Annotated in this window: 24 protein-coding genes and 1 riboswitch; of the genes, 11 read left to right on the top strand and 13 right to left on the bottom strand. The window is 71.3% G+C overall.

The genetic code is table 11. The features are described 5' to 3' along the window. Positions 1-92: 92 nt before the first annotated feature. Positions 93-689, bottom strand: a complete 597-nt coding sequence (locus K1T34_RS03555) for a TetR/AcrR family transcriptional regulator (protein WP_220242870.1) — start codon at positions 687-689, stop codon at positions 93-95. An 83-nt stretch (positions 690-772) separates the two neighbouring features. On the opposite strand from K1T34_RS03555, the gene K1T34_RS03550 reads away from it, so the two are divergent. Further along, the gene (locus K1T34_RS03550) at positions 773-1,507 is read left to right on the top strand and encodes an SDR family NAD(P)-dependent oxidoreductase (RefSeq protein WP_220242869.1); all 735 of its coding nucleotides are present in this window, start codon (positions 773-775) and stop codon (positions 1,505-1,507) included. A 40-nt stretch (positions 1,508-1,547) separates the two neighbouring features. Here K1T34_RS03550 and argS read toward each other — a convergent pair whose 3' ends face one another. The 3 genes from argS to K1T34_RS03535 all read right to left on the bottom strand — a co-directional run bounded on the left by argS (position 1,548) and on the right by K1T34_RS03535 (position 6,883). Next, the gene (argS, locus tag K1T34_RS03545) at positions 1,548-3,275 is read right to left on the bottom strand and encodes an arginine--tRNA ligase (protein WP_220242868.1); all 1,728 of its coding nucleotides are present in this window, start codon (positions 3,273-3,275) and stop codon (positions 1,548-1,550) included. A 70-nt stretch (positions 3,276-3,345) separates the two neighbouring features. Then, positions 3,346-4,635, bottom strand: a complete 1,290-nt coding sequence (locus K1T34_RS03540; RefSeq protein WP_220242867.1) for an MFS transporter — start codon at positions 4,633-4,635, stop codon at positions 3,346-3,348. A gap of 139 nt (positions 4,636-4,774) precedes the next feature. Then, on the bottom strand, positions 4,775-6,883 hold the full coding sequence (locus K1T34_RS03535; RefSeq protein ID WP_220242866.1) for a RecQ family ATP-dependent DNA helicase: 2,109 nt from the start codon (positions 6,881-6,883) through the stop codon (positions 4,775-4,777). A 424-nt stretch (positions 6,884-7,307) separates the two neighbouring features. On the opposite strand from K1T34_RS03535, the gene nadD reads away from it, so the two are divergent. The 5 genes from nadD to K1T34_RS03510 are packed head-to-tail and all read left to right on the top strand — an operon-like array spanning position 7,308 to position 10,568. Beyond that, complete coding sequence (gene nadD / locus K1T34_RS03530) at positions 7,308-7,907, top strand: nicotinate-nucleotide adenylyltransferase (RefSeq protein ID WP_220242865.1); 600 nt, start codon at positions 7,308-7,310, stop codon at positions 7,905-7,907. A gap of 45 nt (positions 7,908-7,952) precedes the next feature. After that, positions 7,953-8,372, top strand: a complete 420-nt coding sequence (rsfS, locus tag K1T34_RS03525; RefSeq protein ID WP_220242864.1) for a ribosome silencing factor — start codon at positions 7,953-7,955, stop codon at positions 8,370-8,372. Beyond that, complete coding sequence (locus tag K1T34_RS03520) at positions 8,369-8,983, top strand: histidine phosphatase family protein (RefSeq protein ID WP_220242863.1); 615 nt, start codon at positions 8,369-8,371, stop codon at positions 8,981-8,983. Before rsfS ends, K1T34_RS03520 begins: the two co-directional genes overlap by 4 nt. Positions 8,984-8,986: 3 nt before the next feature. Then, a complete protein-coding gene (gene octT, locus K1T34_RS03515; protein WP_220242862.1) occupies positions 8,987-9,715 on the top strand; it encodes a diglucosylglycerate octanoyltransferase in 729 nt (242 codons plus the stop codon). Positions 9,716-9,719: 4 nt separating this feature from the next. Then, positions 9,720-10,568, top strand: coding sequence for a DegV family protein (locus K1T34_RS03510; RefSeq protein WP_220242861.1), 849 nt, complete (start codon positions 9,720-9,722; stop codon positions 10,566-10,568). 23 nt (positions 10,569-10,591) lie between these two features. Here K1T34_RS03510 and K1T34_RS03505 read toward each other — a convergent pair whose 3' ends face one another. The 3 genes from K1T34_RS03505 to K1T34_RS03495 are packed head-to-tail and all read right to left on the bottom strand — an operon-like array spanning position 10,592 to position 12,480. Further along, positions 10,592-11,155: a TetR/AcrR family transcriptional regulator gene (locus K1T34_RS03505; protein ID WP_220242860.1), complete on the bottom strand. Its 564-nt coding sequence runs from the start codon at positions 11,153-11,155 to the stop codon at positions 10,592-10,594. 13 nt (positions 11,156-11,168) lie between these two features. Continuing rightward, positions 11,169-11,993: an oxidoreductase gene (locus tag K1T34_RS03500; protein ID WP_220242859.1), complete on the bottom strand. Its 825-nt coding sequence runs from the start codon at positions 11,991-11,993 to the stop codon at positions 11,169-11,171. A 46-nt stretch (positions 11,994-12,039) separates the two neighbouring features. After that, positions 12,040-12,480, bottom strand: coding sequence for a nuclear transport factor 2 family protein (locus K1T34_RS03495; RefSeq protein ID WP_220242858.1), 441 nt, complete (start codon positions 12,478-12,480; stop codon positions 12,040-12,042). A 181-nt stretch (positions 12,481-12,661) separates the two neighbouring features. On the opposite strand from K1T34_RS03495, the gene K1T34_RS03490 reads away from it, so the two are divergent. Both K1T34_RS03490 and K1T34_RS03485 read left to right on the top strand, forming a co-directional pair. Next, complete coding sequence (locus tag K1T34_RS03490; RefSeq protein ID WP_220242857.1) at positions 12,662-13,411, top strand: ComEA family DNA-binding protein; 750 nt, start codon at positions 12,662-12,664, stop codon at positions 13,409-13,411. Beyond that, positions 13,408-15,792 carry a ComEC/Rec2 family competence protein gene (locus K1T34_RS03485; RefSeq protein WP_370643616.1) on the top strand — a complete coding sequence of 795 codons (2,385 nt, stop codon included), beginning with the start codon at positions 13,408-13,410 and terminating at the stop codon, positions 15,790-15,792. The genes K1T34_RS03490 and K1T34_RS03485 overlap by 4 nt, the downstream gene beginning before the upstream one ends. Before the next feature lie 24 nt (positions 15,793-15,816). On the opposite strand, the gene thrC is transcribed toward K1T34_RS03485, so the two are convergent. Beyond that, positions 15,817-17,082, bottom strand: coding sequence for a threonine synthase (thrC, locus tag K1T34_RS03480; protein ID WP_220242856.1), 1,266 nt, complete (start codon positions 17,080-17,082; stop codon positions 15,817-15,819). A gap of 13 nt (positions 17,083-17,095) precedes the next feature. Further along, positions 17,096-17,229, bottom strand: a riboswitch (SAM riboswitch). A 133-nt stretch (positions 17,230-17,362) separates the two neighbouring features. On the opposite strand from thrC, the gene holA reads away from it, so the two are divergent. After that, the gene (gene holA, locus K1T34_RS03475) at positions 17,363-18,334 is read left to right on the top strand and encodes a DNA polymerase III subunit delta (RefSeq protein WP_220242855.1); all 972 of its coding nucleotides are present in this window, start codon (positions 17,363-17,365) and stop codon (positions 18,332-18,334) included. 251 nt (positions 18,335-18,585) lie between these two features. On the opposite strand, the gene rpsT is transcribed toward holA, so the two are convergent. Then, entirely contained in the window at positions 18,586-18,846 is a 261-nt protein-coding gene (rpsT, locus tag K1T34_RS03470; RefSeq protein WP_220242854.1) for a 30S ribosomal protein S20, read from the bottom strand. Between the two features lie 378 nt (positions 18,847-19,224). On the opposite strand from rpsT, the gene K1T34_RS03465 reads away from it, so the two are divergent. Together K1T34_RS03465 and K1T34_RS03460 are read left to right on the top strand one after the other, a co-directional pair. Beyond that, positions 19,225-20,088, top strand: a complete 864-nt coding sequence (locus K1T34_RS03465; protein WP_220242853.1) for an EamA family transporter — start codon at positions 19,225-19,227, stop codon at positions 20,086-20,088. Between the two features lie 22 nt (positions 20,089-20,110). Beyond that, entirely contained in the window at positions 20,111-20,485 is a 375-nt protein-coding gene (locus K1T34_RS03460; protein WP_220242852.1) for a VOC family protein, read from the top strand. 482 nt (positions 20,486-20,967) lie between these two features. Here K1T34_RS03460 and K1T34_RS03455 read toward each other — a convergent pair whose 3' ends face one another. The 4 genes from K1T34_RS03455 to K1T34_RS03440 are packed head-to-tail and all read right to left on the bottom strand — an operon-like array spanning position 20,968 to position 25,544. Then, entirely contained in the window at positions 20,968-21,651 is a 684-nt protein-coding gene (locus tag K1T34_RS03455; RefSeq protein WP_220242851.1) for an SDR family NAD(P)-dependent oxidoreductase, read from the bottom strand. Beyond that, positions 21,648-22,991 carry an MmgE/PrpD family protein gene (locus K1T34_RS03450; RefSeq protein ID WP_220242850.1) on the bottom strand — a complete coding sequence of 448 codons (1,344 nt, stop codon included), beginning with the start codon at positions 22,989-22,991 and terminating at the stop codon, positions 21,648-21,650. The genes K1T34_RS03455 and K1T34_RS03450 overlap by 4 nt, the downstream gene beginning before the upstream one ends. Before the next feature lie 26 nt (positions 22,992-23,017). Then, positions 23,018-24,007: a tripartite tricarboxylate transporter substrate binding protein gene (locus K1T34_RS03445; protein WP_220242849.1), complete on the bottom strand. Its 990-nt coding sequence runs from the start codon at positions 24,005-24,007 to the stop codon at positions 23,018-23,020. Between the two features lie 13 nt (positions 24,008-24,020). Then, positions 24,021-25,544 carry a tripartite tricarboxylate transporter permease gene (locus K1T34_RS03440; protein ID WP_220242848.1) on the bottom strand — a complete coding sequence of 508 codons (1,524 nt, stop codon included), beginning with the start codon at positions 25,542-25,544 and terminating at the stop codon, positions 24,021-24,023. Positions 25,545-25,575 lie beyond the last annotated feature (31 nt).

Below are 25,575 nucleotides of genomic sequence, written 5' to 3'. Positions count from 1 at the left end.
CGGCCCGGCTCACTCACGGAAGTTGGGCCGGCCTTGGCTCAGGCTGTGGGGGCGTCAGCCCGCTCACCCAACGGAAGGTGGGACTGCCCGGCTCAGGTTGCGGGTCGGGGGAGTACCGCGATCGCCGTTTCCGCGATGTCTTGCAGGGTTTCCTGGCTCGCGCCCGCCTTGCCGACTGCCTCGATGCCGCGCAGGACGGCCAGCAGCAGGGCCGCCAGCTTGACCGGGTCGGCGTCCGCGGCGAGGTCGCCGTTGCGCTGGCAGGCGGCGATGTCGCCGGCCAGCAGCCCCTGCAAAGCCTCGACTGTTTCCCGTGCCCGCCTGGCGACGACGTCGTCGTGTTCCGCCAGTTCGGCGGCGCCCTTGGCGAGGAGGCAGCCGTGGTGGGTGACGTCGGCGGCGGTGGCCGCGGCGACGGCGTTGACGTGTGCGACCAGGCGGGCGTAAGCGTCCTCATCGGACCCGCGCAGGCCGCGCCCGGTGGCGTCGACGATCGCGGTGCAGTAGTCGTCGAACACGCGGCGGAACAGCTCCTGCTTGCCTCCGAAGGCGCCGTACAGGCTGCCCTTGCCGAGGCCCGTCACCTCGGCGATCTCGTCGATGCGCGTACCCGCATACCCGGCCTGCCAGAACTGGTCCCGGGCCGCGTCCAGCACCTTGCGCTCGTCGAACTTCCGCGGTCTCGCCACGCCGCGAGCCTAACCGTTGTTGACTGTCTCGTCCATAACGGGCTAGCGTTCTGGACGAAGCAGTCAAGAACTGGAGGAGTTGCATGACAGGGGTGCTGGCAGACAAGGTCGCGGTCGTCACCGGCGGCAACAGCGGGATCGGCCTGGCCGTGGCCCGGCGGTTCGCCGCGGAGGGCGCGCGGGTGTTCATCACCGGTCGCGACGAGGAGAAGCTCGAGGCAGCGGTCGCTGAGGCCGGCCCGGCGGTCACCGGGGTCCGGGTCGACGTGGCGGTCGCCGCGGACCTCGACCGGCTCTACGAAGTGGTGGGCGAGCAGGCGGGCCGCGTCGACGTGCTCGTCGCCAACGCCGGCGGCGGCCTGCCGGGAACGCTCGGGGACATCACCGAGGAATCCATCGACTACACCTTCGGTACCAACGTGAAGGGCGTGATCTTCACGGTCCAGAAGGCCCTTCCTCTGCTCTCGGCCGGCGCGTCCATCGTCGTGACGGGGTCCACCAGCGCCATCCGGCCGAGTGCGCCCCTGGAGGTCTACGGTGCGTCGAAGGCCGCCGTGCGCAACCTGGTGCGCAGCTGGGCCCAGCACGCGGCCGCGCGGAAGTTCCGCATCAACGTGCTCAGCCCCGGCCCGACCGAGACGCCCGGTTTGGTGGGCGCGCTCGGGCCGATGCTGCCCCAGCTCGTCGAGCAGGTTCCCCTCGGTCGGCTCGGCGAGCCGGACGAAATCGCCTCGGTGGCCACGTTCCTGGCCTCCGACGCGTCGTCCTTCGTCAACGGCGCCGAGTGGTTCGTCGACGGGGGACAGGCGCAGATCTGAGCCCCGGCGGGACAACGGGGTCCCGCCGGAGCGCCCGCGATCAGAGCCGGCGCGGGGCCTCGATGCCGAGCAGTTGCAGGCCGAGCACGAGCGTGCGCGACGTGAGCGTGGCCAGCTGCACTCGCGAGGCCCGCAGTTGCGGCGTCTCGGCGGCCAGAACCGGGCACTGCTCGTAGAAGCGGGAGAACGTCACGGCCGTCTCGTAGAGGTACGTACACAGCTTGTGCGGCGCGTACGCGCTGGTCGCCGAGCGGAGGGCCTCGCCGAATCGCAGCAGGGTGAGGGCGAGGGCGCGTTCGGCCGGCTCGGCCAGGGTGACCGGCGCGCCAGTGCTCTGGTCGCCCGCCTTCGCGAGGATCGACTCGATCCGCGCGTGCGCGTACTGCAGGTAGACCGACGTGTTGCCGTCCTTGGCCAGCATGCGGTCCCAGTCGAACACGTAGTCGCGCTCACGGTCGCCGGAGAGGTCGGCGTACTTCACCGCGCCGATGCCGACGGCGCGCGCCACCTCGCGCTGTTCGGCCTCGCTGAGCTCACTGCGTTCGGCGACGACGTCGGCGGCTTGCGCGACGGCCTCGCCCAGCAGGTCGGCGAGCTTGATCGTCTCGCCGGCGCGCGTGCGCATCACTTTGCCGTCTGCGCCGAGCACGGAGCCGAAGCCGATGTGCTCGGCGTGCACTCCGTCGAGCCAGCCCGCGGCGCGGCAGACGGCGAAGAGCATCGCGAAGTGCTGGGCCTGCGGTGTGCCGACGACGTAGAGCAGGTCGGTGGCGCCGCGTTCGCTGGTCCAGTACTTCGCGGTGGCGAGGTCGGTGGCCGCGTAGCCGTAGCCGCCGTCGCGCTTGCGCACGATCAGCGGCAGCCGGTCGCCTTCGCGGTTGTGGAAGCCTTCGGGGAACACGCAGACCGCGCCGTCGCTGAGCTCGGTGAGCCCGTCGGCCTCCAGCTCGTCGACGACCTTGGCGAGGTAGGGGTTGTAGAAGCTCTCGCCGTAGATGTCTTCGTCAGTGAGGGTGATGCCGAGCAGGTGGTAGACCTCGTTGAAGTGGCGCGTGGATTCGTCGACGAGCCCCTGCCACGTGGCGAGCGTCTCGGTGTCGCCGCTCTGCAGCTTCACGACGCGCTCGCGCGAGCGGGTGGCGAACGCTTCATCGGAGTCGAACTTGCGGCGCGCGGCTTGGTAGAATTCATTGAGGTCGCCGATGCCGCTGGGCCCGGCGGGCGGTTCGTCGAGCAGGTGCTCGATGAGCATGCCGAACGGGGTGCCCCAGTCGCCGAGGTGGTTGTGGGGCAGCACTTCGTGGCCGGCGAAGCGCAGTAGCCGCACGATCGCGTCGCCGATCACCGACGAGCGCAAGTGGCCGACGTGCATTTCCTTGGCGACGTTGGGGCTGCTGTAGTCCAGCGCGATGCGCCGCGGTTCCGTGGCGGGCTCGACGCCGAGCCTCGGGTCGCTGACGAGTGCGTTGACGCTGCTTTCGAGCCATTCGCGGCGGAGCACGAAGTTGAGGAAGCCAGGTCCGGCGATCTCCGGCGGTGCGGCGAGGTCGGTGATCTCGAGGTGCTCGACGATGGCCGCGGCGACTTCGCGCGGTGGGCGGCCGAGGCGTTTGCCCAGGCTCATCGCGAGGTTGCACTGGTAGTCCACGCCGTCGCGGGTCGAGACGGTGATGAGCGCGTCGGCCGGGGCGATGTCGACGTCGAGCGCGCGGTGGAGGGCGTCCACCACGCGTCGGGCGAGTTCCTCACTAACCTCGGGCTTGCGCACGGTGTCCCTCCTTCTTCGCGTAGTCGATTCGCCGCAGCGTAGCGACTCGGCCGAAGCGGGCTCGAGGGGATTACCGCAGTTCGCTGCCCTTCGTCTCGGGCAGGCGCAGCACCACGAGGAACGCGATGGCCGCGGCGACCGCGACGTACCAGAAGAACGCCGTGGCCGCGCCGGCCGCGGACAGCGCGCTGAGCACCAGGGGTGCGGTCCCGCCGAACAGCGCGACGGTGAGGTTGTACCAAGCCCCGATGCCCAGTCCGCGCAGCTCGGTCGGGAAGAGCTCGCTCATGATCGCGGGCGCGAGCGACGTCATCGCCGTGTAGAGGCCCAGCCCCACGCAGAACACCACGAGCAGACCGCCGAGCCCGGGCCGCACGAGGAACGACAGTGGCACGATCACCAGCGCCGTTGCGCCCGACCACACGAGCAGCTGCGGCCGGCGCCCGACGCGGTCGGCGAGCGCGCCCATCGGGTACTGCAGCGCCACGAACAGCGCGGTGGCGATCGAGAGCGCGAGGAACACGTCGACGTCGCTCGCCCCGCGCGTCTTCACGGCGAAGGAGGTGAGGGCGCTGAAGAAGGTGTAGTAGCAAAGTGTGGACAGCATCGTGAAGCCCACGAGCTGCCCGACGGCCTTGGGGTGATGCGTCAGCGTGGTCAGCAACGGTCGCTCGACGCGTCGCGCCTGCTCCTTCTTCTGTTCGAACAGCTCGGTTTCCGCGAGGCTGCGCCGCAACCACAATCCGACGAGCCCCAGCACCCCGCCCAGCAGGAACGGGATACGCCAGCCGAACGAAGCGAGCTGCGCCTTGTCCATCGTCCGCGCCAGCACGAACCCCAGCACAGTCGCGATCAGCACCGCCGACCCGGTGGAGATGTAGAAGAACGACGAGTACCGCCCGCGCCTCTTCGCCGGCGCGATCTCCCCGAGGTACGCCGAGGCGTTCGACACCTCGCCACCCAGCGAAATCCCCTGCGCCACCCTTGCGAGCAGCAACAGCACCGGCGCGAGCCAGCCCACCTGCGCGAACGTCGGCAGCACCGCGATCGCCACCGACCCGCCCGCCATGAGCGCGATGGTCAGGATCATGGCCGGCTTGCGCCCGTGCACGTCCGCGAACCGCCCGAGCAGCACCCCGCCCAGCGGCCGGAAGAAGAACGCGAGCGCGTAGGTCGCGAACGTGTTGATCAACGCCAGCGCTTCGTTGCCGGAGGGGAAGAACGCGCCCGCGAAGTAGATGCTGAACGTCGCGTAGATCGTCCAGTCGAACCACTCCAGCGCATTCCCGGCACTGGCGGCGAACAACTTCCGCACCGGCAACCGGTGCCTCGTCGCGACCTCCGCCGTCGATCCGGCCATGGCGACCTCCACGTCCCGCTCGGGTGGAAGGGCACTGTGCCAGAAATGCCGGGAGATCGGTAGTTCTTCACCGACCGGAAGTGGTTCTGGTTGGACGTCTTCGCTGGTCTGGACCCGTGGTCGCGGCCTTCCCCCCGAGTCAGGAGGTGCTGGCCAAACCGAACGGCAACACCGCCTTCGCTCCCGCCTTGCGGAGGAGGCGGGAAGCCAAGGTCATCGTCCAGCCGGTGTCGATGACGTCGTCCACGAGGAGGATGGGGCCGGGGGTGTCGACGACGCGGGCGGCGACGTCGTCGGGCAAGGCGAGGCGCTGCCAGAGGTCGGCGAGGCGCTGGGCGCTGTTGGCCTGCCGCGGGGGTGGGCCGGCGGAGTCAAGCGTGCCGAGGTGCTCCAGGCGGCCGATGGTCGCGAGCCGCTCCGCCAGGTTCGCCACCAGGACCGGCCGGGTCGCCGACGGCACGGCCACGACGGCCGTCGGGCGCTCCGCCCACGGCCACGCCGCCAGGACCTTCACACAGGCCTGGAACACCGACTCCGGAACCACGTCGTCCGCCGCGCCCGGCCCGACGAGCTCGCGCAGCCGCGAGCCCCAGCCGACGTCGGTGAGGCGGCCCAGCACCTGACCCGGCTCGGCCTGCTCGGTGGCGGCGATGCGGCCCGACAGCGGCACGTCGAGGCCCTTCATTCCGCTGGGCCACTGCTTGCGCGGCGCCACCTCGACGCCCGGCCGGTCCAGCCGTTCGCGCGTGGCGCCCACGACCTCCTCCGACACCGCGGTGTCCCAGTGCTGCCCGGTGCAGTTGTCGCAGCGGCCGCACGGCGCCGCGTCCGGGTCGTCGAGCTGGCGGCGCAGGTACTCCATGCGGCAGCCGGTCGTGGCGATGTAGCCGAGCATCGCCGACTGCTCGGCCTCGCGCGCTTTCGCGACCCGGGCGTAGCGGTCGCGGTCGTACTGCCATTCCTGGCCCGTGCTCTCCCATCCGCCGCGCACGCGCCGCACCGCGCCGTCGACGTCGAGCACTTTCAGCACCATCTCCAGCCGCGAGCGCGACAGCTCCACGGTCGGCTCCAGCGCGGCAGTCGACAGTGGACGGTCGGCGTACGCGAGCGAGTTCAGCACCTGCGACACCCGCAGCTCGTCGGGGAACGCCAGCGAGCCGAAGTACGCCCAGATCGCCTTGTCCTCGCGGCCCGGCAGCAGCACGACCTCCGCGCGCTCCACACCGCGGCCCGCGCGCCCGACCTGCTGGTAGTAGGCGATCGGCGACGACGGCGCGCCCAGGTGCACCACGAACCCGAGGTCCGGCTTGTCGAAGCCCATCCCGAGCGCCGACGTGGCCACGAGCGCCTTGACCCGGTTGGCCAGCAGGTCGTCTTCCGCGGCCTGTCGGTCGGCCGGGTCGGTCTTGCCCGTGTACGCCGCCACCGGGTAGCCGCGCTCACCGAGCAGCGCCGCGACGTCGTGGGCCGCCGCGACCGTGAGCGTGTAGATGATGCCGGACCCGGGCAGCTCGGCCAGGTGCTCGGCGAGCCACGCCAGACGCGCCTGATCCGTCGGCAGTTCGGCCACGGCCAGCCGCAAGCTCTCGCGGTCGAGCGGACCGCGCAGCACGAGCGTGTCGCCGCCGGTGCCGATGCCCAGCTGGTCGGCGACGTCGGTGGCCACGCGGTCGTTGGCCGTCGCCGTCGTGGCCAGCACCGGCACGCCGTCGGGCAGGTCGCCCAGCAGCGTGCGCAGCCGGCGGTAGTCGGGCCGGAAGTCGTGGCCCCAGTCCGAGATGCAGTGCGCCTCGTCCACCACGAGCAGCCCGGCGCTCGCGGTGAGCTTCGGCAGCACGGCGTCGCGGAAATCGGGGTTGTTGAGCCGTTCGGGGCTCACCAGGAGCACGTCGACGTCGCCGGCAACGACCGACGCCTGCACCTGGTCCCACTCCTGCGCGTTGGCCGAGTTGATCGTGGCCGCGTGGATCCCGGCGCGCGCGGCCGCCGAGATCTGGTTGCGCATGAGCGCGAGCAGGGGCGAGACGATGACGGTCGGACCGGCGCCCTGCTCACGAAGCAGGGCCGTGGCCAGGAAGTACACGGCCGACTTGCCCCACCCGGTGCGCTGCACGACGAGCGCGCGCCGGTGGTGGGCGACGAGGGCCTCGATCGCCGTCCACTGGTCTTCGCGCAGGGTCGCGGTTTCGCCGGCGAGCGACCGCAGCAGGGTCTCGGCACGCTCGCGAAGGGCTTCGGTGGTGTCCACGTCCCCGGTCTACCCCATGCGGCCGACAGAACGGGAGCCGGACGAGGCACGAACGGACCGTTCGCGATCGAATACCCACAGTTGTGTGATTCAAGTCACAAACAAGACTCGTGTAAGGCGCCAGGCGTTCCGAGCTCTCCTCGGCGACCGGTGCCTCTCGGGGGAGGTGACCGGTCGCCCGGCGATGCCCCCTTGACCGCCGGAGCGTGGCGCACGGGCCCCGGCCTTCTCCTGGGGAGCGGGAAGGCCGGGTCCGCGCGTTGCCGATCCGACCAAACGCAGGCGGGCACCCATCCGGACGCTTCCACGCCCGGCAACTGTTCCCGCCATGGCTGTGGTGGGTTGGGTAACGAGCAGCACAGCACGCACATCGCAGCCCGAATGGGCAGGTCTCGCGCGCCCGCGCGTATTAGGCTCACCGGCTATGTCACCACGCCGGATCGGGGTCATGGGCGGCACGTTCGACCCCGTGCACCACGGTCACCTCGTCGCGGCCAGCGAGGTCCAGTCGCGCTTCGCGCTGGACGAGGTCATCTTCGTCCCGACCGGGCAGCCGTGGCAGAAGTCCGAGCGCGTCGTGACCCGCGCCGAGGACCGCTACCTGATGACGGTGATCGCCACCGCGTCCAACCCGGTGTTCTCCGTGAGCCGCGTCGACATCGACCGCGGCGGCCAGACCTACACCGTCGACACGTTGCGGGACCTGCACGAGGAGTACCCGGACGACCAGCTGTTCTTCATCACCGGCGCCGACGCGCTGGAGCAGATCCTCACCTGGCACAAGGCCGACGAGCTGTTCAACTTCGCGCACTTCATCGGCGTCACGCGCCCCGGCTATCGCCTCAACTCCCACCACCTGCCGAGCGGCAAGGTCAGCCTCGTCGAGGTCACGGCGATGGCGATCTCGTCCACCGCCTGCCGCGAGCGGGTGGAGCGCGGCGAGCCCGTCTGGTACCTCGTGCCCGACGGCGTAGTCCGCTACATCGCCAAGAAGGACCTGTACCGCAAAGACCGAGGTGAGTGACCGGGTACCCTCGTCCGGGCGTACCCCGAACCCTGAAGGAGCACTGTGGCAGCGACGTCCGAGGCACGAGAGCTGGCCGTCGCGGCCGCGCACGCGGCAGCCGACAAGCTGGCCAGCGACGTGGTCGTGCTGGACGTGTCCGACCAGCTCGTGATCACCGACGCTTTCGTGATCGCGTCCGCGGCCAATGAGCGGCAGGTCGGTGCGATCGTCGACAACGTCGAGGAGAAGCTGCGCATCGGCGGGCACAAGCCGGTCCGCCGCGAAGGTGCCCGCGAAGGCCGCTGGGTGCTGCTGGACTACGTCGACGTCGTCGTCCACGTGCAGCACCAGGAAGAGCGCTCGTTCTACGGCCTGGAGCGGCTGTGGAAGGACTGCCCGCGCATCGAGGTCGAAGGGCTCGAGCCCGCCGCCGCGGCCGATCGCGACGCCGCCGCGGACAGCGCGGACGGCCTGGACGCGTGAGCCTGAAGCGGCTGCTGCTCTGGCGGCACGGCGAAACGGACTACAACGCCGCCGGCCGCATGCAGGGACACCTCGACTCCGCGCTGACCCCGGTCGGCTGGAACCAGGCGCGCTTCGCCGTTCCGGCCCTCGCGCGGTTCTCGCCCGATCTGGTGATCGCGTCGGACCTGCACCGCGCGACCGACACGGCCACCGTCCTCAGCGAAGCCATCGGCGTGCCGCTGCGCATCGACAAGCGGCTGCGCGAGACGCACCTGGGTGAGTGGCAGGGCATGACCGGCCCCGAGGTCGACGCCGCCTACCCCGGTGAGCGCGACAAGTGGCGCACCGACGCCGCGTGGGCGCCGCCGGGCGGAGAGTCCCGAGTGGACGTCGCGGGGCGCGCGGGCGAGGTCGTGAACGACCTGCTGCAGCCGAATTCCGACGCCGGCGAGTCGGTGCTGCTCGCGTCGCACGGCGGTCTGATCGTGGCGCTTACGGCGAAGCTGCTCGGCCTGCCGATCGAGATCTGGCCGTCGCTCGGCGGGATCATGAACTGCCACTGGGTGGAGCTCGGCCGCCGCGACGGCGCCTGGCGGCTGTATGCGTACAACGCGGGGATCACCGGCTGATCGATGGGCCCGCACCTGCTCGTCTTCGGTGATTCGCTGAGCTTCCACGGACCGGTTGGTCCCTGTGCCGCAGACGAACCACGCCTGTGGCCCAACGTCGCGGCCACCGCGCTCGACGGGCGCGCCGACGTGGTCGCCGGCATCGGCTGGACCGCGCGCGACGTGTGGTGGTCCCTGACCGGTGACCCCCGGGTGTGGGCCGATCTGCACCGCGCGGACGCCGTCGTGCTGGCGATCGGCAGCATGGACACGCTCCCGTCGCCGCTGCCGACGTACCTCCGCACCGGCTTGCGTTACCTCCGTCCCGACGGTGTGCGCCGCGTCGTGCGCGGCGCGTATCTGGCCGCGCAACCGCGGTTGTCCGTCGTGTTGCGGGGCCGGCCCACGGTGCTGCCCGCGAAGCTGACCGTGCACTACCTCGACCTGGCCGTGGAGGCTTTGCGCGTGTTGCGGCCCGAGCTGCCGATCTTCGGGATGCTGCCGTCGGTGCACCGCGCCGACGCGTACGGCCGCGTCCACACCGCCCGCCCCGCCGCGGCCGCCGCGATGGCCGCGTGGGGCGCGCGCCTGGACGTGCCGCTGCTCGATCTCCCCGCCGTCGTGGGTGATCACGTGCTCGACGGCGAGGGCAACCCCGACGGCATGCACTGGGGCTGGGCGGGCCACGAAGCAGTCGGCACGGCCATGGCGAAGCTGATGACACCGGCTTTGCGCCCCGGCCACGTAGGCTGACGGCGTGTCGGTAGCCGTGGTCACGGACTCCACCGCTCATCTGCCGGAGGGCTTCGCCGACCGGCACTCGGTGCGCGTGGTGCCTCTGCACGTCCTCGTCGACGGTGCCGTCTCCTACGACGGCACCGAGATGGGCCCCGCCGCGCTCGCGGAAGCGCTGGGGGAGCGCAAAATCGTCACCACGTCACGGCCCACGCCCGCCGAGTTCGCGACCGTCTTCCGGGCCGCGCTCGACGACGGCGCCGAGTCCGTGGTGTCGGTGCATCTGTCCAAAGAGCTCTCCGGCACGTGGGAAGCCGCCGTGCTCGCCGCCCAGGAAGTCGGTCCGGACCTCGTGCGCGTGGTCGACTCGCGCACCACGGCCATGGGGCTCGGGTTCGCCGCGCTGCACGCCGCGGTGGCCGCCACTGCGGGCAAGTCGGCGGTCGACGTCGAGGCGGCCGCGGTCGACGCCGCCGGGCGCTCTTCCACGCTCTTCGTGGTCGAGACGCTCGAGCACCTGCGCCGTGGTGGCCGCATCGGGCCGGCCGCCGCGCTGCTGGGCACGGCGCTCGCGGTGAAGCCGGTGTTGCACATGTCCGAAGGGCGCATCCTTCCGCTGGAAAAGGTCCGGACCATGAACCGGGCCATGGGGCGGCTGGTCGAGCTCGCGGTGAAGGCGGCCGGTGAAGGCCCGGTCGAGCTCGCCGTGCACCACCTCGCCTCGCCGGAACGAGCTGTCGAGCTGGCCAATCGCCTGGAGGAAGCCGTGCCCGGCTGCGCCGGCGGCTGCGTGGTGTCGGAGCTGGGCGCCGTGATCGGCGCGCACACCGGACCGGGCGTGCTCGGGGTGGTCGTGCAGCGGGAGCGGTGATCCTCCTTGGCCGGTAAGGGTTTTCAGCCCTTGCCGGTGGTGAAGCCCGCGAGGAACAGCTCCAGCCACCTCGCCCGCACCGCCGGCTGGACGTCCGTCGGCGCCGTGAGGATGAGCAGGTAGAAGTCGTCGGCGGTCACGTCCTCACGCAGCCTGCCGTCGCGCTGGGCGACCTTGATCATCCGCGTCGTGGCCGCGCGGCTGCGGCTCTCCTGTTCGGGTGTGAGGTACTCCGCCCCGACGTTCTGCGCCGCGGCCTTCACCGCCCGGTCGTCGGCCGCCGCCTCGACGATGTGGCTCACCAGCGCCGAGATCTCGCCCATCGCGTCGGCCCCGCCGGCCACCCGCTCGGCCGCCGCCTCGATCGCCTCGGTGATCAGTTCGCTGTGCTCGCCGATCACCGCCGTGACGAGGTCGGTTTTCGTCGGGAAGTGCCGGTACAACGTGCCCACGGCGACCCCCGCGGCCTCGGCGATCGTGTCCATCGGGACGTCGGGGCCGAGCCGGGTGATCTGCTCCCGCGCCGCGTCGAGGATCTTCGTGCGGTTGCGCACCGCGTCGGCGCGCAGCGGGCGGGACGGCTCCATCGGCTCTCCGTGGTCAGCTCGCGAGGGCTCTCATGATCAGGGTGTCGAAAGCGCGGTCGGGCAGGGCGCGGCGCAGGAAAATCAAGGGTTTCGCGCCGAAACCTGCAGCGTAACGTGTGCGCGGGCGCCGAGCGGTCGCAGCCTTCGCGACGGTCTTCGCGATCACGGACGGCCGGGACATCATCCGCACGTTGATGCCCGAGTTCATGCCCTTCGCCAGCTTCCCGGCCAGGTCCGAATACGCGCCCTCGCCGGAGACCTCCGTCAAGTGGTCCACGGCGATGTTGCCCCACTCCGTCGCGATCCCACCGGGCTCGACCACGACCACGTCGATCCCGAACGGCCGCACCTCCATCCGCAGCGAGTCGGAGAACCCCTCCAGGGCGAACTTCGTGCCGTGGTACCAGGCGCCCAGCGGGGTGTAGATCTTGCCGCCCATCGAGGAGATGTTCACGATCCGGCCCGAGCGTTGCGCTCGCATCACCGGCAGCACGAGCTGGATCAGCCGCGCGGCCCCGAACACGTTCACCTCGAACTGGTAGCGCGCCTCCGACAAGGGCACGTCTTCGACCGCGCCGTACGAGCCGTAGCCGGCGTTGTTCACCAGCAGATCGATCCGGCCGGACTCCGCGACGATCGCCGCCACGGCCTTCTCCACGGACTCCTCGTCCGTCACGTCCAGCGCGATCGCCCGCACCCCGCGTTCGGCGAGGTCCGCCATCCGCTCCACCCTTCGCGCGGCGCCATAGACCGTGTAACCACGCTCCAGCAGCTCTCGTGCCGTGGACTCTCCGATACCCGACGACGCGCCCGTGACCAGGGCGACCTTGGGGGCCATGACCGTCACCTCCTGAAAGTGAACCAGGACTCAGGTTTATCATGAGTCATCGTTCACTTTCAACCGGGTGGATTTCACGGAGGTTGTTTTCGGCAGTGTCACCGTCGACGGCGGCGAACGAGTGGTGCTCGTGCGTCACCACCCAGCGGCCCTGGTCCTTGCGCAGGCCGATGGTCAGCCGAAGGTGATGGCCCGGTGGATCGGCGGAGGTGCCGCAGCGCAGGAGCGCCCAGGCGAACGCCACGTGGTCGCCCGCGGTCACGTCGAGCTCCAGGATGGTGAACGTCGCGCCTTCCGCTTGCCAGACGAAAAACGGTGGCCAGGTCTCGCGGTAGGCGTCGATCCCGCGGACACCTTCGTGCGGCGGCGGGACGTCGAACATCACGATGCCGTCGGAGTGGTCGGCGAGGACGCCGTCGAGATTTCCCGTGTGGACGGCCGTGGCCCAGTTTTCGATCAGGGCGCGGATCTCGGCTGCATTCGTCATGGTGGGCCCTTCCTTCGGAGCGCGGTCGAGGGCGGCGATGGGCGTCAGCATCGCACCGGGGGCCGACCGGAACCGGCGTTCAGCGGTCGCCGAGGCCGAGTTGTCCACAAGGGGGTAGTTATCCACAGGCTGGCGGATTCGGCCTGGTGGCCGGTGTCGATCAGCGCCTAGCGTCGCACGTGTGTTCGAGCAGACCGCCCGTGATCCGGGCACTCCCGTGAACGCCAGGCTCGCCTGGCTGGCCGACCAGCTGGCGGCGGGCCCACGCACCGTCGGGCCCGGCGGCCGGCTGGTCCGGCGCTGGCTGCCCGGCGGCGCCGACCCGGCTCACCCGGGTCTGCCCGGCGTGCTGAAAAGTCACCGAGTCCTCGTCGTGCTGGGGCTGGTGGTCGTGGCTGTGCTGATCGCTGCGGGCTTCGCGGTGTTCAGCGGCTCGCCCGCGATGGAGGTGGCGCCGTCGCTGCCGAGCGCGAAGGCGCACCCTTCCGTCGCGGCGCCGGCGTCTTCGGCGTCCGCGACGCTGGTGATCAGCGTGATCGGCCACGTCCGCGCGCCCGGCCTCGTCACCGTTCCGGCCGGCTCGCGTGTGGCCGACGCGGTGCGGGCCGCCGGTGGCGCGGACCCCGGCACCGATCTCTCCAGCCTGAACCTCGCCCGCAAACTCACCGACGGCGAGCAGCTCGCCGTCGGCATCACGGTCGCGTCCTCGGCACCGGCCGGTGCCGGCGCGGCTCCGGGCAAACTCGACCTCAACTCGGCCACCCCCGAGCAACTCGACACCCTGCCCGGCGTCGGCGAGGTCACCGCCGGCCGCATCATCGACTGGCGCACGCAGCACGGCGGCTTCTCCAGCGTCGAACAACTTCGCGACGTCGAAGGCATCGGCGAAAGCAAGTTCGAGAAGCTGCGCGAGCAGGTGACGGTCGGATGATGTTCGTCCAGCCGGAAGCCGCGCCGTCGTGGCGTGACCACGACCTTCGGCTCGTCCCGGCAGCATTGGCGGCCTGGGGCGGCACCCTGGCGGGCCTGCGGCTCGGGTGGTGGGCGGCCGAGGTTTTCGGCGTTGTGGCAGCGGTTTTGTCGGCCGTATTGCTCGCACGGCGGCGTGGGCGGTGGGTCGGCGCGGCCGGCGCGCTGTTGGTCTTGGGGCTCGTCGTGGCGCTGCCGACAGCGTGGCGCATCCGGGGAGCTGAACAGGACACGCTCGGCCAAGCCGCAGCGCACGGGGTGACCGCCACGCTCCGCGTCGAGGTCACCGAGCGGCCGCGGCCGATCCACAGCGCGGGCTACGCCGATCAGCAGGCGGGTACCCGATCGGTCGTCATCGACGCCCGGGTGGAATCGGCCACTGTGGACGGTCGGGCGGTGGATTCCACCGGCCGGGTCCTACTGCTCGCGCCGGTGGCCGGATGGGGTGATCTCCTGCCGGGCCAGGAGGTCACGGCGTCGGGTCGCCTGGCGCCGGCGCGCGGGGGTGAGCTAACGGCGGCCGTCGTCTACCTTCAGGGCGCTCCGGTCGGGGTCACGCGGGCGCCGTGGTGGCAACGGGCGGCCGCGGCGTTGCGAGCGGGGCTGCATGAGTTGTGCGCGGTGTTGCCGGAGGAGCCGGCGGGGTTGCTGCCCGGACTGGTTTTGGGCGACACGAGTGCGTTGCCCGAGCAGGTCGAGCAGGAGTTCACGGAGTCGGGGCTCACGCACTTGATGGCTGTGAGCGGCGGGAACGTGGCGATCATCTGCGGCGCGGTGTTGCTGTTGTGCCGGCTGCTCCGCATCGGGCCCCGGGTGTCCGCCGTCGCGGCGGGATTGTGCCTGGGCGGTTTCCTGATTCTCGTCGGTCCGGCGCCGAGTGTGTTGCGGGCCGGGGTGATGGGCGGAGTGGCGCTGCTGGCGCTGGCGTTGGGCCGTCGTGGATCCGCGTTGCCGGCGCTGGCGTTCTCGGTGTGCGTGCTCGTCGCGTGGGATCCGGTGATGGCGGCGGACTTCGGGTTCGCGTTGTCGGTGTTCGCGACGGCGGGGCTGGTGCTGCTGGCGCCGCGATGGGCGGATTCGCTGGTACGCCGAGGGATTCCGCCGGGGTACGCGGAAGGGATCGCGGTGCCGTTGGCGGCGTTCGTGGTCACCGCGCCGGTGATCGCGGGCATGGCGGGCACGGTGAGTCTCGTCTCGGTGGTGACCAACGTGCTGGCGGCGCCCGTCGTCGCGCCGGTCACGGTGCTCGGGGTGCTGGCCACGGTGGTCGGGCCGTGGTGGCCCGGGGCCGGGCACGTGCTGGTGCACCTGGCTGATCCGGAGGCTCGCTGGCTGATCACCGTCGCGCGGCACGGGGCCCGTGCGCCGGGGGCGGTGCTCGCGTGGCCGGGTGGCTGGTGGGGTGGGGTGTGCGCGGCCGGGGTGCTGGTCGTGGTGGTGGTCGCGTTCCGGTTCCGGCGCGCGCGGCTGCTGGTGGCGATGGGGCTGGCGGCGGTGCTGCTGATCGTGGTGCCGCCGCGGGTGCTCTCACCCGGCTGGCCGCCGAAGGGCTGGGCGATGGTGGAGTGCGACGTCGGCCAGGGCGACGCCGTGGTGCTGGCCACGGCGGAGCCCGGGCGCGCGGTGGTCGTGGACACCGGGCCCGAGCCGGGTCCGGTGGACGAGTGCCTGCGGCGGCTCGGCGTGGAGCGGATCCCGCTGCTGGTGCTCAGCCACCTGCACGCCGACCACATCGGCGGGCTGCCGTCGGTGTTCGACGGCCGGGCCGTGGGGGCGATCGCCGTCGGGCCCGGGCGGGCGCCGGCGTGGGCGTGGCAGCAGGTGTCGCAGGAGGCGGCGACGCACCACGTTCCACTGCTGGAGCTGAGCGACGGGCAGCGGCTCGACTGGCCGGGGCTGTCGCTGGACGTGCTCGGACCGCGCTACGTCACGGCTCGGGCGGCCGCCCTGCAGGACGGCACGATGATCAACAACAGTTCCGTGGTGCTCCGCGCGACCACGGCCGCGGGGAGGGTGCTGCTGACCGGAGACGTGGAGCTGGCCGCGCAGGCCGACCTGCTGGCCGAGGGGGTGGACCTGCACGCCGATGTGCTGAAAGTTCCCCACCACGGCTCGCGCTACTCGTTGCCTCAGTTCCTCGAGGCGGTGGGCGCGCGGGCGGCGATGATCAGCGTGGGCGCGGGCAACAGCTACGGGCACCCGGCGAAGTCCACAGTGGACGTGCTGGGCACGTTGGGTGTGCTCGTGACGCGGACCGATGTGGACGGCGACACGGCCGTGCTGCCCGGTGACGGCGGGCCGGCGGTGGCGCGCCGGGGTGAGCCGCGCGGGCCGCCCCGGTAGGGGAGCGGCCCGCGGGCCCGGCGGTCAGAGGCCGAGGGCCTTGCTCACGGCTTCGGCCGACGGCGGCACGGTGGCCTTGGGGCCGATGCGGCCTTCGAGGGCGTCGAGCGTCTTGAGGCCGTCGCCGGTGATGAGCAGCACGGTCTCGGCGTCGGGGTCGATCTTGCCGGCCTCGATGAGCTTCTTGGCGGTCGCGACGGTGACGCCGCCCGCGGTCTCGGTGAAGATGCCCTCGGTGCGCGCGAGCAGCTGGATGCCCGCGACGACCTCCTCGTCGCTCACGTCCTCGATCGCGCCGCCGGTGCGGTTGACGACGTCGAGCACGTAGGGGCCGTCGGCGGGGTTGCCGATCGCGAGCGAGCGGGCGATGGTGTCGGGCTTCACGGGCTGGACGACGTCGTGGCCGGCGCGGAACGCGGCCGAGACGGGGGAGCAGCCGGTGGCCTGCGCGCCGAACACCTTGTAGGGGCTGGCTTCCACGAGGCCGAGCTGGCCGAGCTCGCGGAAACCCTTGTCCACCTTGGTCAGCTGCGAGCCCGACGCGATCGGCACCACGATCTGCTCCGGCAGGCGCCAGCCGAGCTGCTCGGCGACCTCGTAGCCGAGCGTCTTGGAGCCTTCGGAGTAGTAGGGGCGCACGTTGACGTTGACGAACGCCCACGTCGGGTGTTCGCCGGCGAGCTCGGTGGCGAGGCGGTTGACGTCGTCGTAGTTGCCGTCGACGGCGATCAGGTCACCGTCGTAGACGGCGGTGGTGAGGATCTTGGCGCGTTCGAGCGACTTCGGGATCAGGACGACCGACCGCCAGCCGGCGCGGGCCGCCGCGGCGGCCGTCGCGTTGGCCAGGTTGCCGGTCGAGGGACACGCGAGGACCTCAAAGCCGAACTCGCGGGCCGCGGCCAGCGCGACGGCGACCACGCGGTCCTTGAAAGAGTGCGTGGGGTTGCCGGTGTCGTCCTTGACCCACAGGGACTTCAGGCCCAGGGCCTTGGCGAGGCGGTCGGCCTTCACCAGGCGGGTGGCGCCGGGTTCGGTGTTCGGGATCTCCTCGACAGTCGAGGGGACGGGAAGGAGCTTCTTGTAGCGCCAGATGTTCTTGGGGCCGGCCTCGATGTCTTCGCGGCGCACGCGGCCGAAGTCGTAGGCGACCTCGAGCGGCGAGAAGTCCTCCGCGGAGACGAACTCCGGGGCGAGCGGCTGCCGGTGGCCCTCTTCCTTCGACACCAGTTCGACGGCCGGACCGAGGTCCAGGGTCTTCTTGGTGGAGGTCGTGCCGAGGGTAACGGTCATCGCGAGGTTCCTTTCCTCATCTGCCCCGCAAAAGCGGGCCGGAATTGGCACCGTGGTCGTCAGCTATCCCGCAAATTCGGGAAGACAGGCTGTACGCCGGTTGCCGGGGCTTCTTCGGGCCGTTCCCTCTGCCCCTCTGGATGAGCGGTCTTCAGTTGTCGGCGCGCCTCGCTGGGCGTTGCCTCGGGTACACCGTACGACATGGCGATCACCTCGTGCCACGGTGGCGGCGCACATCACCGCAGCGGGCGCGGGGCCGGGCGGGTGAGAGGATGGCGGGGTGACCACCGCACCCGCGCCACTCCACCTCGTCCTCGGTGAGGAAGAACTGCTCATCGAGCGGGCTGTCCGCTCGTCGCTGGACGCCGCGCGGGCCGTGGACTCGACGGCCGAGATGACGCGCAACCGGGTGTCCGAACTCACACCGCCCGTGCTCGCCGAGCTGGTGAGTCCCTCGCTGTTCAGCGAGGGACGGGTCATCGTGCTCGACTCGGCGCAGGACATCTCGCAGGAGCTGGCGGACGCGGTGATGGCGTACCTCAAGGCGCCCGCCGACGGGATCGTGCTCGTGGTCGTGCACAACGGCGGCGGCCGCAGCAAGGCGGCCAAGGCGCTGCCCGCGGCGCTGAAAAAGGCGGGCGCGGAGATCACCGAGTGCCCGAAGCTCACGAAGGCCGCCGATCGGGAGTCGTTCGTGCGCAACGAGGTGCGCCGCGTCGGCGGCAAGATCGACGCGGCGGGGGTGATGGCGCTGATGGATACCGTCGGCTCCGACCTGCGCGAGCTGTCCTCCGCGGCGACGCAGCTCGTCGCCGACACCGGTGGCGCCATCGACGAGCAGGCCGTGCGCCGCTACCACACCGGCCGCGCCGACGTGACCGGCTTCGCCGTGGCGGAGAAGGCCGTGGGTGGCGACCGCGCGGCGGCCCTGGAGTCGCTGCGCTGGGCCATGCAGCTGGGCGTGCCGCACGTCCTGGTCGCCGACGCCCTCGCGGACGCGGTGCGCACAATCGCCCGCGTGTCCGCCGCCGGCCGCGGCAACCCGAACCAGATGGCCGGAGAGCTGGGCATGCCGCCGTGGAAGATCCGCAAGGCGCAGGGCCAGTCGCGCGGCTGGGGCCAGGACGGCCTCGCCACGGCGATGCGCGTGGTCGCCCGCCTGAACGCCGAGGTCAAGGGCGTGGCGGCGGACGCGGACTACGCCCTGGAACGCGCGGTCGTCGAGGTTGTCGCCGCCAAGGGTGAACGCTGACGCTGCTCGGCGGGCAGGGTTCGAGCCACCGGCATCGGGCCTGAGGCACCGCCGAACCGCCGCGAGATGGCCGGGCGGGACCGTTGGTCGCGTGCGCAGATTTTGCAACAGCCACCGCCGGCCGATCGACCGTCGCCGCGGTATCTCAGCGCACAGGCACGCTGCGCGCAGGGGGCGGGAGAGCGCACGAAAAAGCCCGGCGACAGTCGGTCACCGGGCCCTTTCAGGTCTGGCAGGGTGCTGCGATCAGCTCAGAGCTGGTTCGCGCGCTTCGCGAGAGCCGACTTCTTGTTGGCGGCCTGGTTGGCGTGGATGACGCCCTTGGTGACGGCCTTGTCGAGCTTGCGGGCGGCGTCGCGCTGGAGTTCGAGGGCCTTGGTCTTGTCGCCGGAGTCGGCGGCCTCACGGAACTTGCGGATCGCGGTCTTCACCGAGGAGCGGATCGCCAGGTTGCGCTGACGGGCCTTCTCGTTGGTGGTGATGCGCTTGATCTGGGACTTGATGTTGGCCATGAAGGCGTCCTGCTTTCGTCTCGGTGAAGGTCGCTGCCGCGTCGAAGTGGCTCCGGGCGCCTGGCGTGAAGACAGGCGCGGCCGGGTTTCCTCCCTGACGGAATGCCGCACGGCAACGACGGGAAAGCCTAACAGGCCTGCTCGCGGGCCCCTCGGGCGGCCCGGAGTGATCGGTTCGGCTACCGTGGAGAACGTAGTGCCTAGGGTTCCGCTGCCGGCCCGCCGCACCAACGCGAGAGTAAGACGCAAGACAACCAGGGCCGGCGGGACAGGTCCGAGCGGCACCATCGGCGCGGCCCGACGCCCGCCGTTCATCTGACGGGACAAAAGCCTGGAGGACCCGGCCTTCCGCGTGCGCGGAAGACTCGAAGGGGTCCAGTGAACACCACAGCTCTGTCGTTCGTCCTCATCGCCGCTGTCGTGCACGCGGGGTGGAACCTCGCCGCCAAGCGCGTCACCTTCGGCGGGCCGCGGTTCGTGTGGCTGTACTACACCGTCTCCGCCGTGGTGCTGCTTCCCGTGGTCATCACGGCACTCCTGGTCGAAAACGAACGTCCACAGTGGACCTGGCTGCTCGCCGCCGGGGTGACGGCCGTGCTGCACGTGGCGTACGGCACAGTGCTGCAGCGCGGGTACGCCGTCGGCGACCTGTCGATCGTCTACCCGCTAGCGCGCGGCACCGGGCCGCTGCTGTCGGTGCTGGCGGCGGTGCTCGTGCTGCACGAGCACCCCGGCGTGCTGGGCCTGATCGGGGCGTTCCTCGTGGTGGCGGGCGTGCTGGTGATCAGCCTTGGCGGCAGCGAGGCCGACGTCAAAGCGCGCCGCGCCGGTGTGTTCTACGGCGTGCTCACCGGGGCGACCATCGCGGCCTACACGCTCTGGGACGCCCACTCAGTGACGACGCTCGCGGTGCCGCCCCTCGTGTACTTCGGCTGCGGGGCGCTGGTGCAGAGCGTGCTGCTGGCGCCCGCGGCCCTGCGTGACCGGGCCGAGGTCGCGAAGCTGTGGCGCGAGCACCGCAAGGAGACGCTGATCGTCGGGATCGCCTCGCCCGCGGCGTACCTGCTGGTGCTGTACGCGCTGCGGATGGCGCCGGTCAGCCTGGTCGCGCCGGCGCGGGAGCTGTCGATCGTGCTGGGCGGGCTCGCGGCGTGGTTCGTGCTCGGTGAGCGGCACGCGGCGCGCCGGCTGGTGGGCTCGCTGGTGGTGCTGGCCGGGATCGTCGCGATTGCGGTGGCCTGAGCCACTCGGGTAGGCAGGACGCATGGACGTACTGAGCAGCCGGGTGCTGATCCACCCGCGCGACCTGGAGGCCTCGACCGCGTTCTACCGGGACACGCTCGGGCTGGCGATCCAGCGCGAGTTCCCCGGTGGCACGGTCTTCTTCGCGGGCGGCGGTTCGATCGAGGTCGTGGGCAGCAACGACGCCACTCCCTCCACGGCCGTCGACCTGTGGCTGCAGGTCCGCGACCTGCCGGCGACGCTCGAGGAGCTGGCCGCACGCGGCGTCACGCCGGTCCGCGGGGCGCGCCGCGAGCCGTGGGGGCTGGACGAGGCCTGGATCACCGACCCGGACGGCCTGCGCATCGTCCTGGTGCAGGTGCCGCCCGACCACCCGCTGCGGACGGACTCGCGCTAGGCGTGGGCCAGTGGCGAGGTCACGAAGCGAATCGTGGCCTCGCGGCAGCGTGAGCGGCGGAGGCAGGCCTGACCGGGCCACGGGCTGGGTGCCCCGACACAGACGGTGCCGCGCGGGTGACGGCGCGCCACCGGGTGCTGCGTCCGGCGACACCCGGCCCCGACCGGCGGGCAGGTGATCCGGGCCGGCAGGACCACCGCAATCCGCTACGAGCGGGGCCGGCCCGGTGGGCTGGTCGGCCTGGACGTCGAAACGGCCGGCCGGATCCCCGGCGAGCCCACGGCTGTGCCCGGCGGGAAGCCACCCGTGACCGCGGCGTCAAGATCGGATACGACTACCTCCACTCCCGCCTGGCTCGCTCCGGGATCCACGCCGACGGGTAAGACCGACCTGCGCCGGGTGTCTGGCCGGCGCGATCACTTACGCCGCTGACCAGGGCATCTTCGGCGAAACGGAAAAGGGTCGACCGCCTCGACCGCACCCTAGGCCTCCGGCGGCCCCACCGAGATCAGCTGTCCGGTCACGTGCCCGGCCGCCGGGGACGCGAGGAACGCGACGGTCGCGGCCACGCGCTCGCGGCGCAGCTCCGACTCGGCTGCGTCGGGAGCGTTCATCCGACCCGGGGACACGGCGTTCACCGTGATCCCTTCGGCGGCGTAGGCGGCGGAGAGGGCCTTGGTCAGCCCGACAACCCCGTGCTTGGCGGCGGAGAGGTGCACCCGCGACGGATCACCGCGCAGGGCGTTGGCGCCGATCATCGAGACGATGCGGCCACCGCCCGCGCGGCGCAAGTGCGGGAGGACGGCGTGGGCGCAGTGGAAAGCGCCGTCGAGGGTCACCGAGCGCACCGCCGCCCATTCGGCGAGCGTCAGTTCGTCGAACGGGACGCGGGTGCGCAGCGCGGCATTGTTCACCAGCACCCGCACCGGGCCGAGCTCGGCGGCCCGCTCGACCATGCCGGCGACGGCGGCCGGATCGGCGACGTCCGCGACCAGCCCGAGGGCCGGCACCCCGAGCGCGGCGATCTCCCCGGCGGTCTGCTGCGCCGTCGCGTGGTCCGAACCCGCGGTCACCACCACGCCGAAGCCGTCGGCGGCCAGCGCGAGCGCGATCGCACGGCCGAGGTTGCGCACGCCGCCCGTGACGATCGCGATCGGCGGGGTCACGAGACCGCTCCCGTCCGCCGGACCAGCCCGGCGAAGTCTTCGTCCGCGCCGATCCGCCAACAGAGGTCTAGCAGCTCCCGGGCCGGTTCCGCGCCTAACCGCGGCGCCGCGGTGTCGAGGAACTTCGCTGCGAGGTCGTCGTCCGGCAGCGGGTTGTCCGGCGTGCCGCGGTTGTCCGCCACGGACTCGGTGAACCGCTGCCCGTCGGAGGTCGTGACGGTGACGACGGCACCGCGTTTCGTCAGCGTGGGGTCGGCCACGACCGTGACCCGTTCCCGCACCTGCGTGAGGACCGGGTCGGTCGCGCCGGCGTCGCTGAAGTGCTCGAGTCCCGGCCGCTGCGCCACCAGGGCCACCGCCGCGCCGTGGGTGAGGCTGAACTTCGCGTCCAGACCCGTCCGGGGCCGCACCTTCCCGGTCACGGTCGCGGCGTAGGGGTGCACTCGTGCCTCCACTTCGGACACTTCCTCGGCCGTGAAGCCGTGGCGTGCGCGCAACGTCCGGATCGCGTCGAGCGTGGGATGGGTGAGCGAGCCGCTCGGGTAGGCCTTGTACCCGTTGGCCAGGAGGTGCCACGTCTCGTGGAGGTCTTCGGTGAGCCGGTCCGGTTTGGGCGCCGGCGAGAGCACCGCCAGGAATCCGCGCTCCCCCTCCAGGATGTCGGTGGAAGACGTGAATCCTTCGGCCGCGGCCAGCCCGGCCAGCAGGCCGTCCATCGCGGCCTTACCGGGGTGCAGGGCCTTTCCGTCGGTGCCGTAGACGTTCTTCAGCCCCGCGGCCTGTGTCCCCGCTGTCCCGAACGCCTGCGCCGTCACGTCCGGCGCCAGGCCGAGCAGATTCGCCGCGGCGGCCGCCGCGCCCAGGTGCCCGGTCGTGCCGGTGACATGCCAGCCCGCCTCGTAGTGTTCCGGTCCTGCCGCGAGCCCGACCCGGGTCTCCGTCTCGAATCCGGCGACGAACGCGGCCAACGCCCGAGCGCCGCTGATCGGTGCCTGCTCGGCCGACGCAAAGACCACCGGCCACACCGGCGCCGAACCGTGCACGGTCGTGCCACCGGGGTTGAACGTGTCGTCGTAGTCCTCGACGTGCGAGGCGAACCCGTTCACCAGAGCCGCGAACGGCGCCGAAGCCCGCTCGCGGCGGCCGATGAGCGTGGTGGTCCCGGGGCCGACGCGGGCGGCCACCCGCACCAGCGCCCCGGTTCCCGTCGCGGAGGCGCCCGCGAGCGCACAAGCCAGCCAGTCGATGAGCGCACGACGGGCCTCGTGCACCACCTGTTCCGGCAGGTCCTCGTAAGCCAGAGCCGACGCGAATGCCGCCAGCGACCGGGTCTCGTCCACCTTTTCCCTCTCCTGTCGGTCTTCCGTCACCGCGAAGCCAGCCCCAGCTGGTCCACCAGCTTCTTCAGCGAAGCCTGCTGCTGCGCCAGGTAGGTCCGGAACTGGTTCGCGTCCAGGAACTTGGTCACGTCACCGTCCGCCTCGGCGTACTTCTTCCAGTCCGGCCGCGTGCTCAGCTTCCGCAGCTGCTCCTGGTAGTAGGCCACGGTCTGCGCCGGCATGTCCGGCGGGCCCATGAAACCGCGGAACTCCTCGGGCAGGCCTTCGCTCGGCACGCCCTCCTCGGCCAGCGTCGGCACGTTCGGCAGCGCTGCCAGCCGCTTGTCGCCGACCGCCCCGATCACGCGGATCGCACCGGCCCGCACCTGCTCGCTGAAGTCGCCGGTGGACCCGATCATCATCTGGGCGTCGCCCCGCAGCAGCGACGCGATGCGCTGGCCGCTGTCGGAGAACGTCAGGAAACTCCACTTCGTCTTCGTCCTCGACTGAAGGGCCTGTCCGGTCAGGGAATCCGTCGCGGTGACGGAGCCACCGACCTGCACGAGCCCGTCGGGGTGGGCGCGCGCGTCGGCGATGAAGTCGGCCGCCGTGCGGTACTTCGAGTCCGCCCGCACGGCCATCACCTGCGGCTCGACCAGCAGGCCGGCGATGGGCTGAACGTCGGAGACCGACACCGCGGCTCCGTCGAGGGTCAGCGGCGTGACGATCCACGTCGGGGTGATGGCCGCGATGGTGTCCTCACGGCCACGCCGGCCTTTGAGGTACGACATCGCGCCGATGCCGGAGCCGGCGGTCTCGTTGCGGACCGGCCAGTTGGCGTCGATCAGCTTGTCGTCCTGGAGCATCTTCACGACCTGCCGGGCGAAGACGTCGCTGCCCCCGCCCGGACCGGTGTGGACCACCACCTCGGTCCGGCTCGGCACCCCGTTCGCGGAGTGCCGCTGCGCGATGCCGCAGCCGCTGAGGATCAGCGTCATCGCCGCGAGGCAGGCGCCCAATCTCAGGGAAGTGCGCATGGGATCTCCTTGTTCAGTGGGTGGCCACGGGCTGGGGCACCGCGGCCCGCGTGGCGCGGCGCCGCCGCCCGGTCACGGCGAGTGCGATGGCGGCCAGCACGGCCACGCCGAGGATCACCGCGGCGATCGGCCGTTGCACGAAGATCAGCGGGCTGTTCTTCGACAGCACCAGTGACTGGCGCACCGCGTTCTCCGCCATCGGCCCCAGCACGAAAGCCATCAGCATCGGCGCCGCGGGCACCCCCAGCTTCCGGAAGACGTAGCCGACCACTCCGAACACGGCGAGCAGCGCGACGTCGAACATGGAGCTGCGGATGCTGTACACACCCACTACGGCCAGCACCAGGATCGCCGGGTAGAGCACCCAGTAGGGCACCTTCAGCAGCTTCACCCAGATCGGGATCATCGGCAGGTTCAGGATCAGGAGCGCGACGTTGCCGATGTAGAGGCTCGCGATCACCGGCCAGCCGATCTCCGGGTGCTCGGTGAAGAGCAGCGGCCCGGGCTGCAGGCCGTACAACAGCAGCGCGGCCAGCATCACGGCCGTGCTCGCCGTGCCGGGCAGGCCGAGGGTGAGCAACGGGATCATCGCGCCACCGGACTCGGAGTTGTTCGCCGCCTCCGGCCCGGCCACGCCTTCCATGGCGCCCTTGCCGAACCGCTCCGGCGTCCGTGAGGTGCGCTTGACCAGCGTGTACGACAGGAAGGACGCGACGGTCGAGCCGCCACCGGGCAGCGCGCCGACGAGGAAGCCGAGCACCGAACCCAGCGTGATCGCGCCCGAGCTCTGGCGCAGGTCGGCTTTGCTGGGCAGCAGTTCGCGGAACTTGGACGGCATGGTGAACAGCGGCCGTCCGCTCGCCTTCTCCACGTTGACCAGCACCTCGGCGACGGCGAACAGGCCCACGGACAGCGTGATGAACTCGATGCCGTCCGACATCGTGACGCTGCCGAAGGTCAGCCGCTGCTGCCCGGTGAACAGGTCGATGCCCACAGTGGACAGGAGCAGGCCCAGCCCCATCGAGATGAAACCCTTCAACGGCGATTCACTGGCCATCATGATCACCAGCAGCAGCGCGAACACCATCAGCGCGGCGTACTCCGGCGGGCCGAAGTCCACGGCCAGCTTGGCCACGACCGGTGCCGTGAACGTCAATGCGACCACGCCGACCGTGCTGGCGATGAAGCCGGAGATCGCGGACATCCCCATCGCGGGTCCCGCGCGGCCCTTCTTCGCGAGTTCGTGGCCGTCCAGGCAGAGCACCACGGACGAGGGTTCAGTCGGGATGTTCAGCAGGATCGCCGTGGTCGATCCGGCGAACTTCGCACCGTGATAGATGCCGGCCATCAGGATCAGGCCGGTCGCCGGTTGGAGGCTCGTGGTCAGCGGCAGCAGGATCGCGAGCGTCGCGGGCGGGCCGAGCCCGGGCAGGATGCCGACGAGCGTGCCCACCACCACGCCGACCGCCACCCAGAACAGGTTCGTCGGGGTGAGCGCGGCGGCGAAGCCGTCGAGGAGGTTGTTCAAGGCGCCCATGGAACTCTCCTTTGAGACCAGCTGAGGGCAA

Origin of the sequence: Amycolatopsis sp. DSM 110486, from assembly GCF_019468465.1 — a bacterium.
In the GTDB taxonomy this organism is placed as follows: Bacteria; Actinomycetota; Actinomycetes; order Mycobacteriales; family Pseudonocardiaceae; genus Amycolatopsis.
This window is presented reverse-complemented; position numbering and strand designations above follow the sequence as displayed.

Bases quoted from the DNA above. Each gene is read 5' to 3' on its own strand.
- K1T34_RS03550 (WP_220242869.1), top strand. From the start codon at position 773: ATGACAGGGGTGCTGGCAGACAAGGTCGCGGTCGTCACCGGCGGCAAC.
- K1T34_RS03540 (WP_220242867.1), bottom strand. From the start codon at position 4,635: ATGGCCGGATCGACGGCGGAGGTCGCGACGAGGCACCGGTTGCCGGTG.
- nadD (WP_220242865.1), top strand. From the start codon at position 7,308: ATGTCACCACGCCGGATCGGGGTCATGGGCGGCACGTTCGACCCCGTG.
- octT (WP_220242862.1), top strand. From the start codon at position 8,987: ATGGGCCCGCACCTGCTCGTCTTCGGTGATTCGCTGAGCTTCCACGGA.
- K1T34_RS03505 (WP_220242860.1), bottom strand. From the start codon at position 11,155: ATGGAGCCGTCCCGCCCGCTGCGCGCCGACGCGGTGCGCAACCGCACG.
- K1T34_RS03500 (WP_220242859.1), bottom strand. From the start codon at position 11,993: ATGGCCCCCAAGGTCGCCCTGGTCACGGGCGCGTCGTCGGGTATCGGA.
- K1T34_RS03495 (WP_220242858.1), bottom strand. From the start codon at position 12,480: ATGACGAATGCAGCCGAGATCCGCGCCCTGATCGAAAACTGGGCCACG.
- K1T34_RS03485 (WP_370643616.1), top strand. From the start codon at position 13,408: ATGATGTTCGTCCAGCCGGAAGCCGCGCCGTCGTGGCGTGACCACGAC.
- thrC (WP_220242856.1), bottom strand. From the start codon at position 17,082: ATGACCGTTACCCTCGGCACGACCTCCACCAAGAAGACCCTGGACCTC.
- rpsT (WP_220242854.1), bottom strand. From the start codon at position 18,846: ATGGCCAACATCAAGTCCCAGATCAAGCGCATCACCACCAACGAGAAG.
- K1T34_RS03460 (WP_220242852.1), top strand. From the start codon at position 20,111: ATGGACGTACTGAGCAGCCGGGTGCTGATCCACCCGCGCGACCTGGAG.
- K1T34_RS03445 (WP_220242849.1), bottom strand. From the start codon at position 24,007: ATGCGCACTTCCCTGAGATTGGGCGCCTGCCTCGCGGCGATGACGCTG.
- K1T34_RS03440 (WP_220242848.1), bottom strand. From the start codon at position 25,544: ATGGGCGCCTTGAACAACCTCCTCGACGGCTTCGCCGCCGCGCTCACC.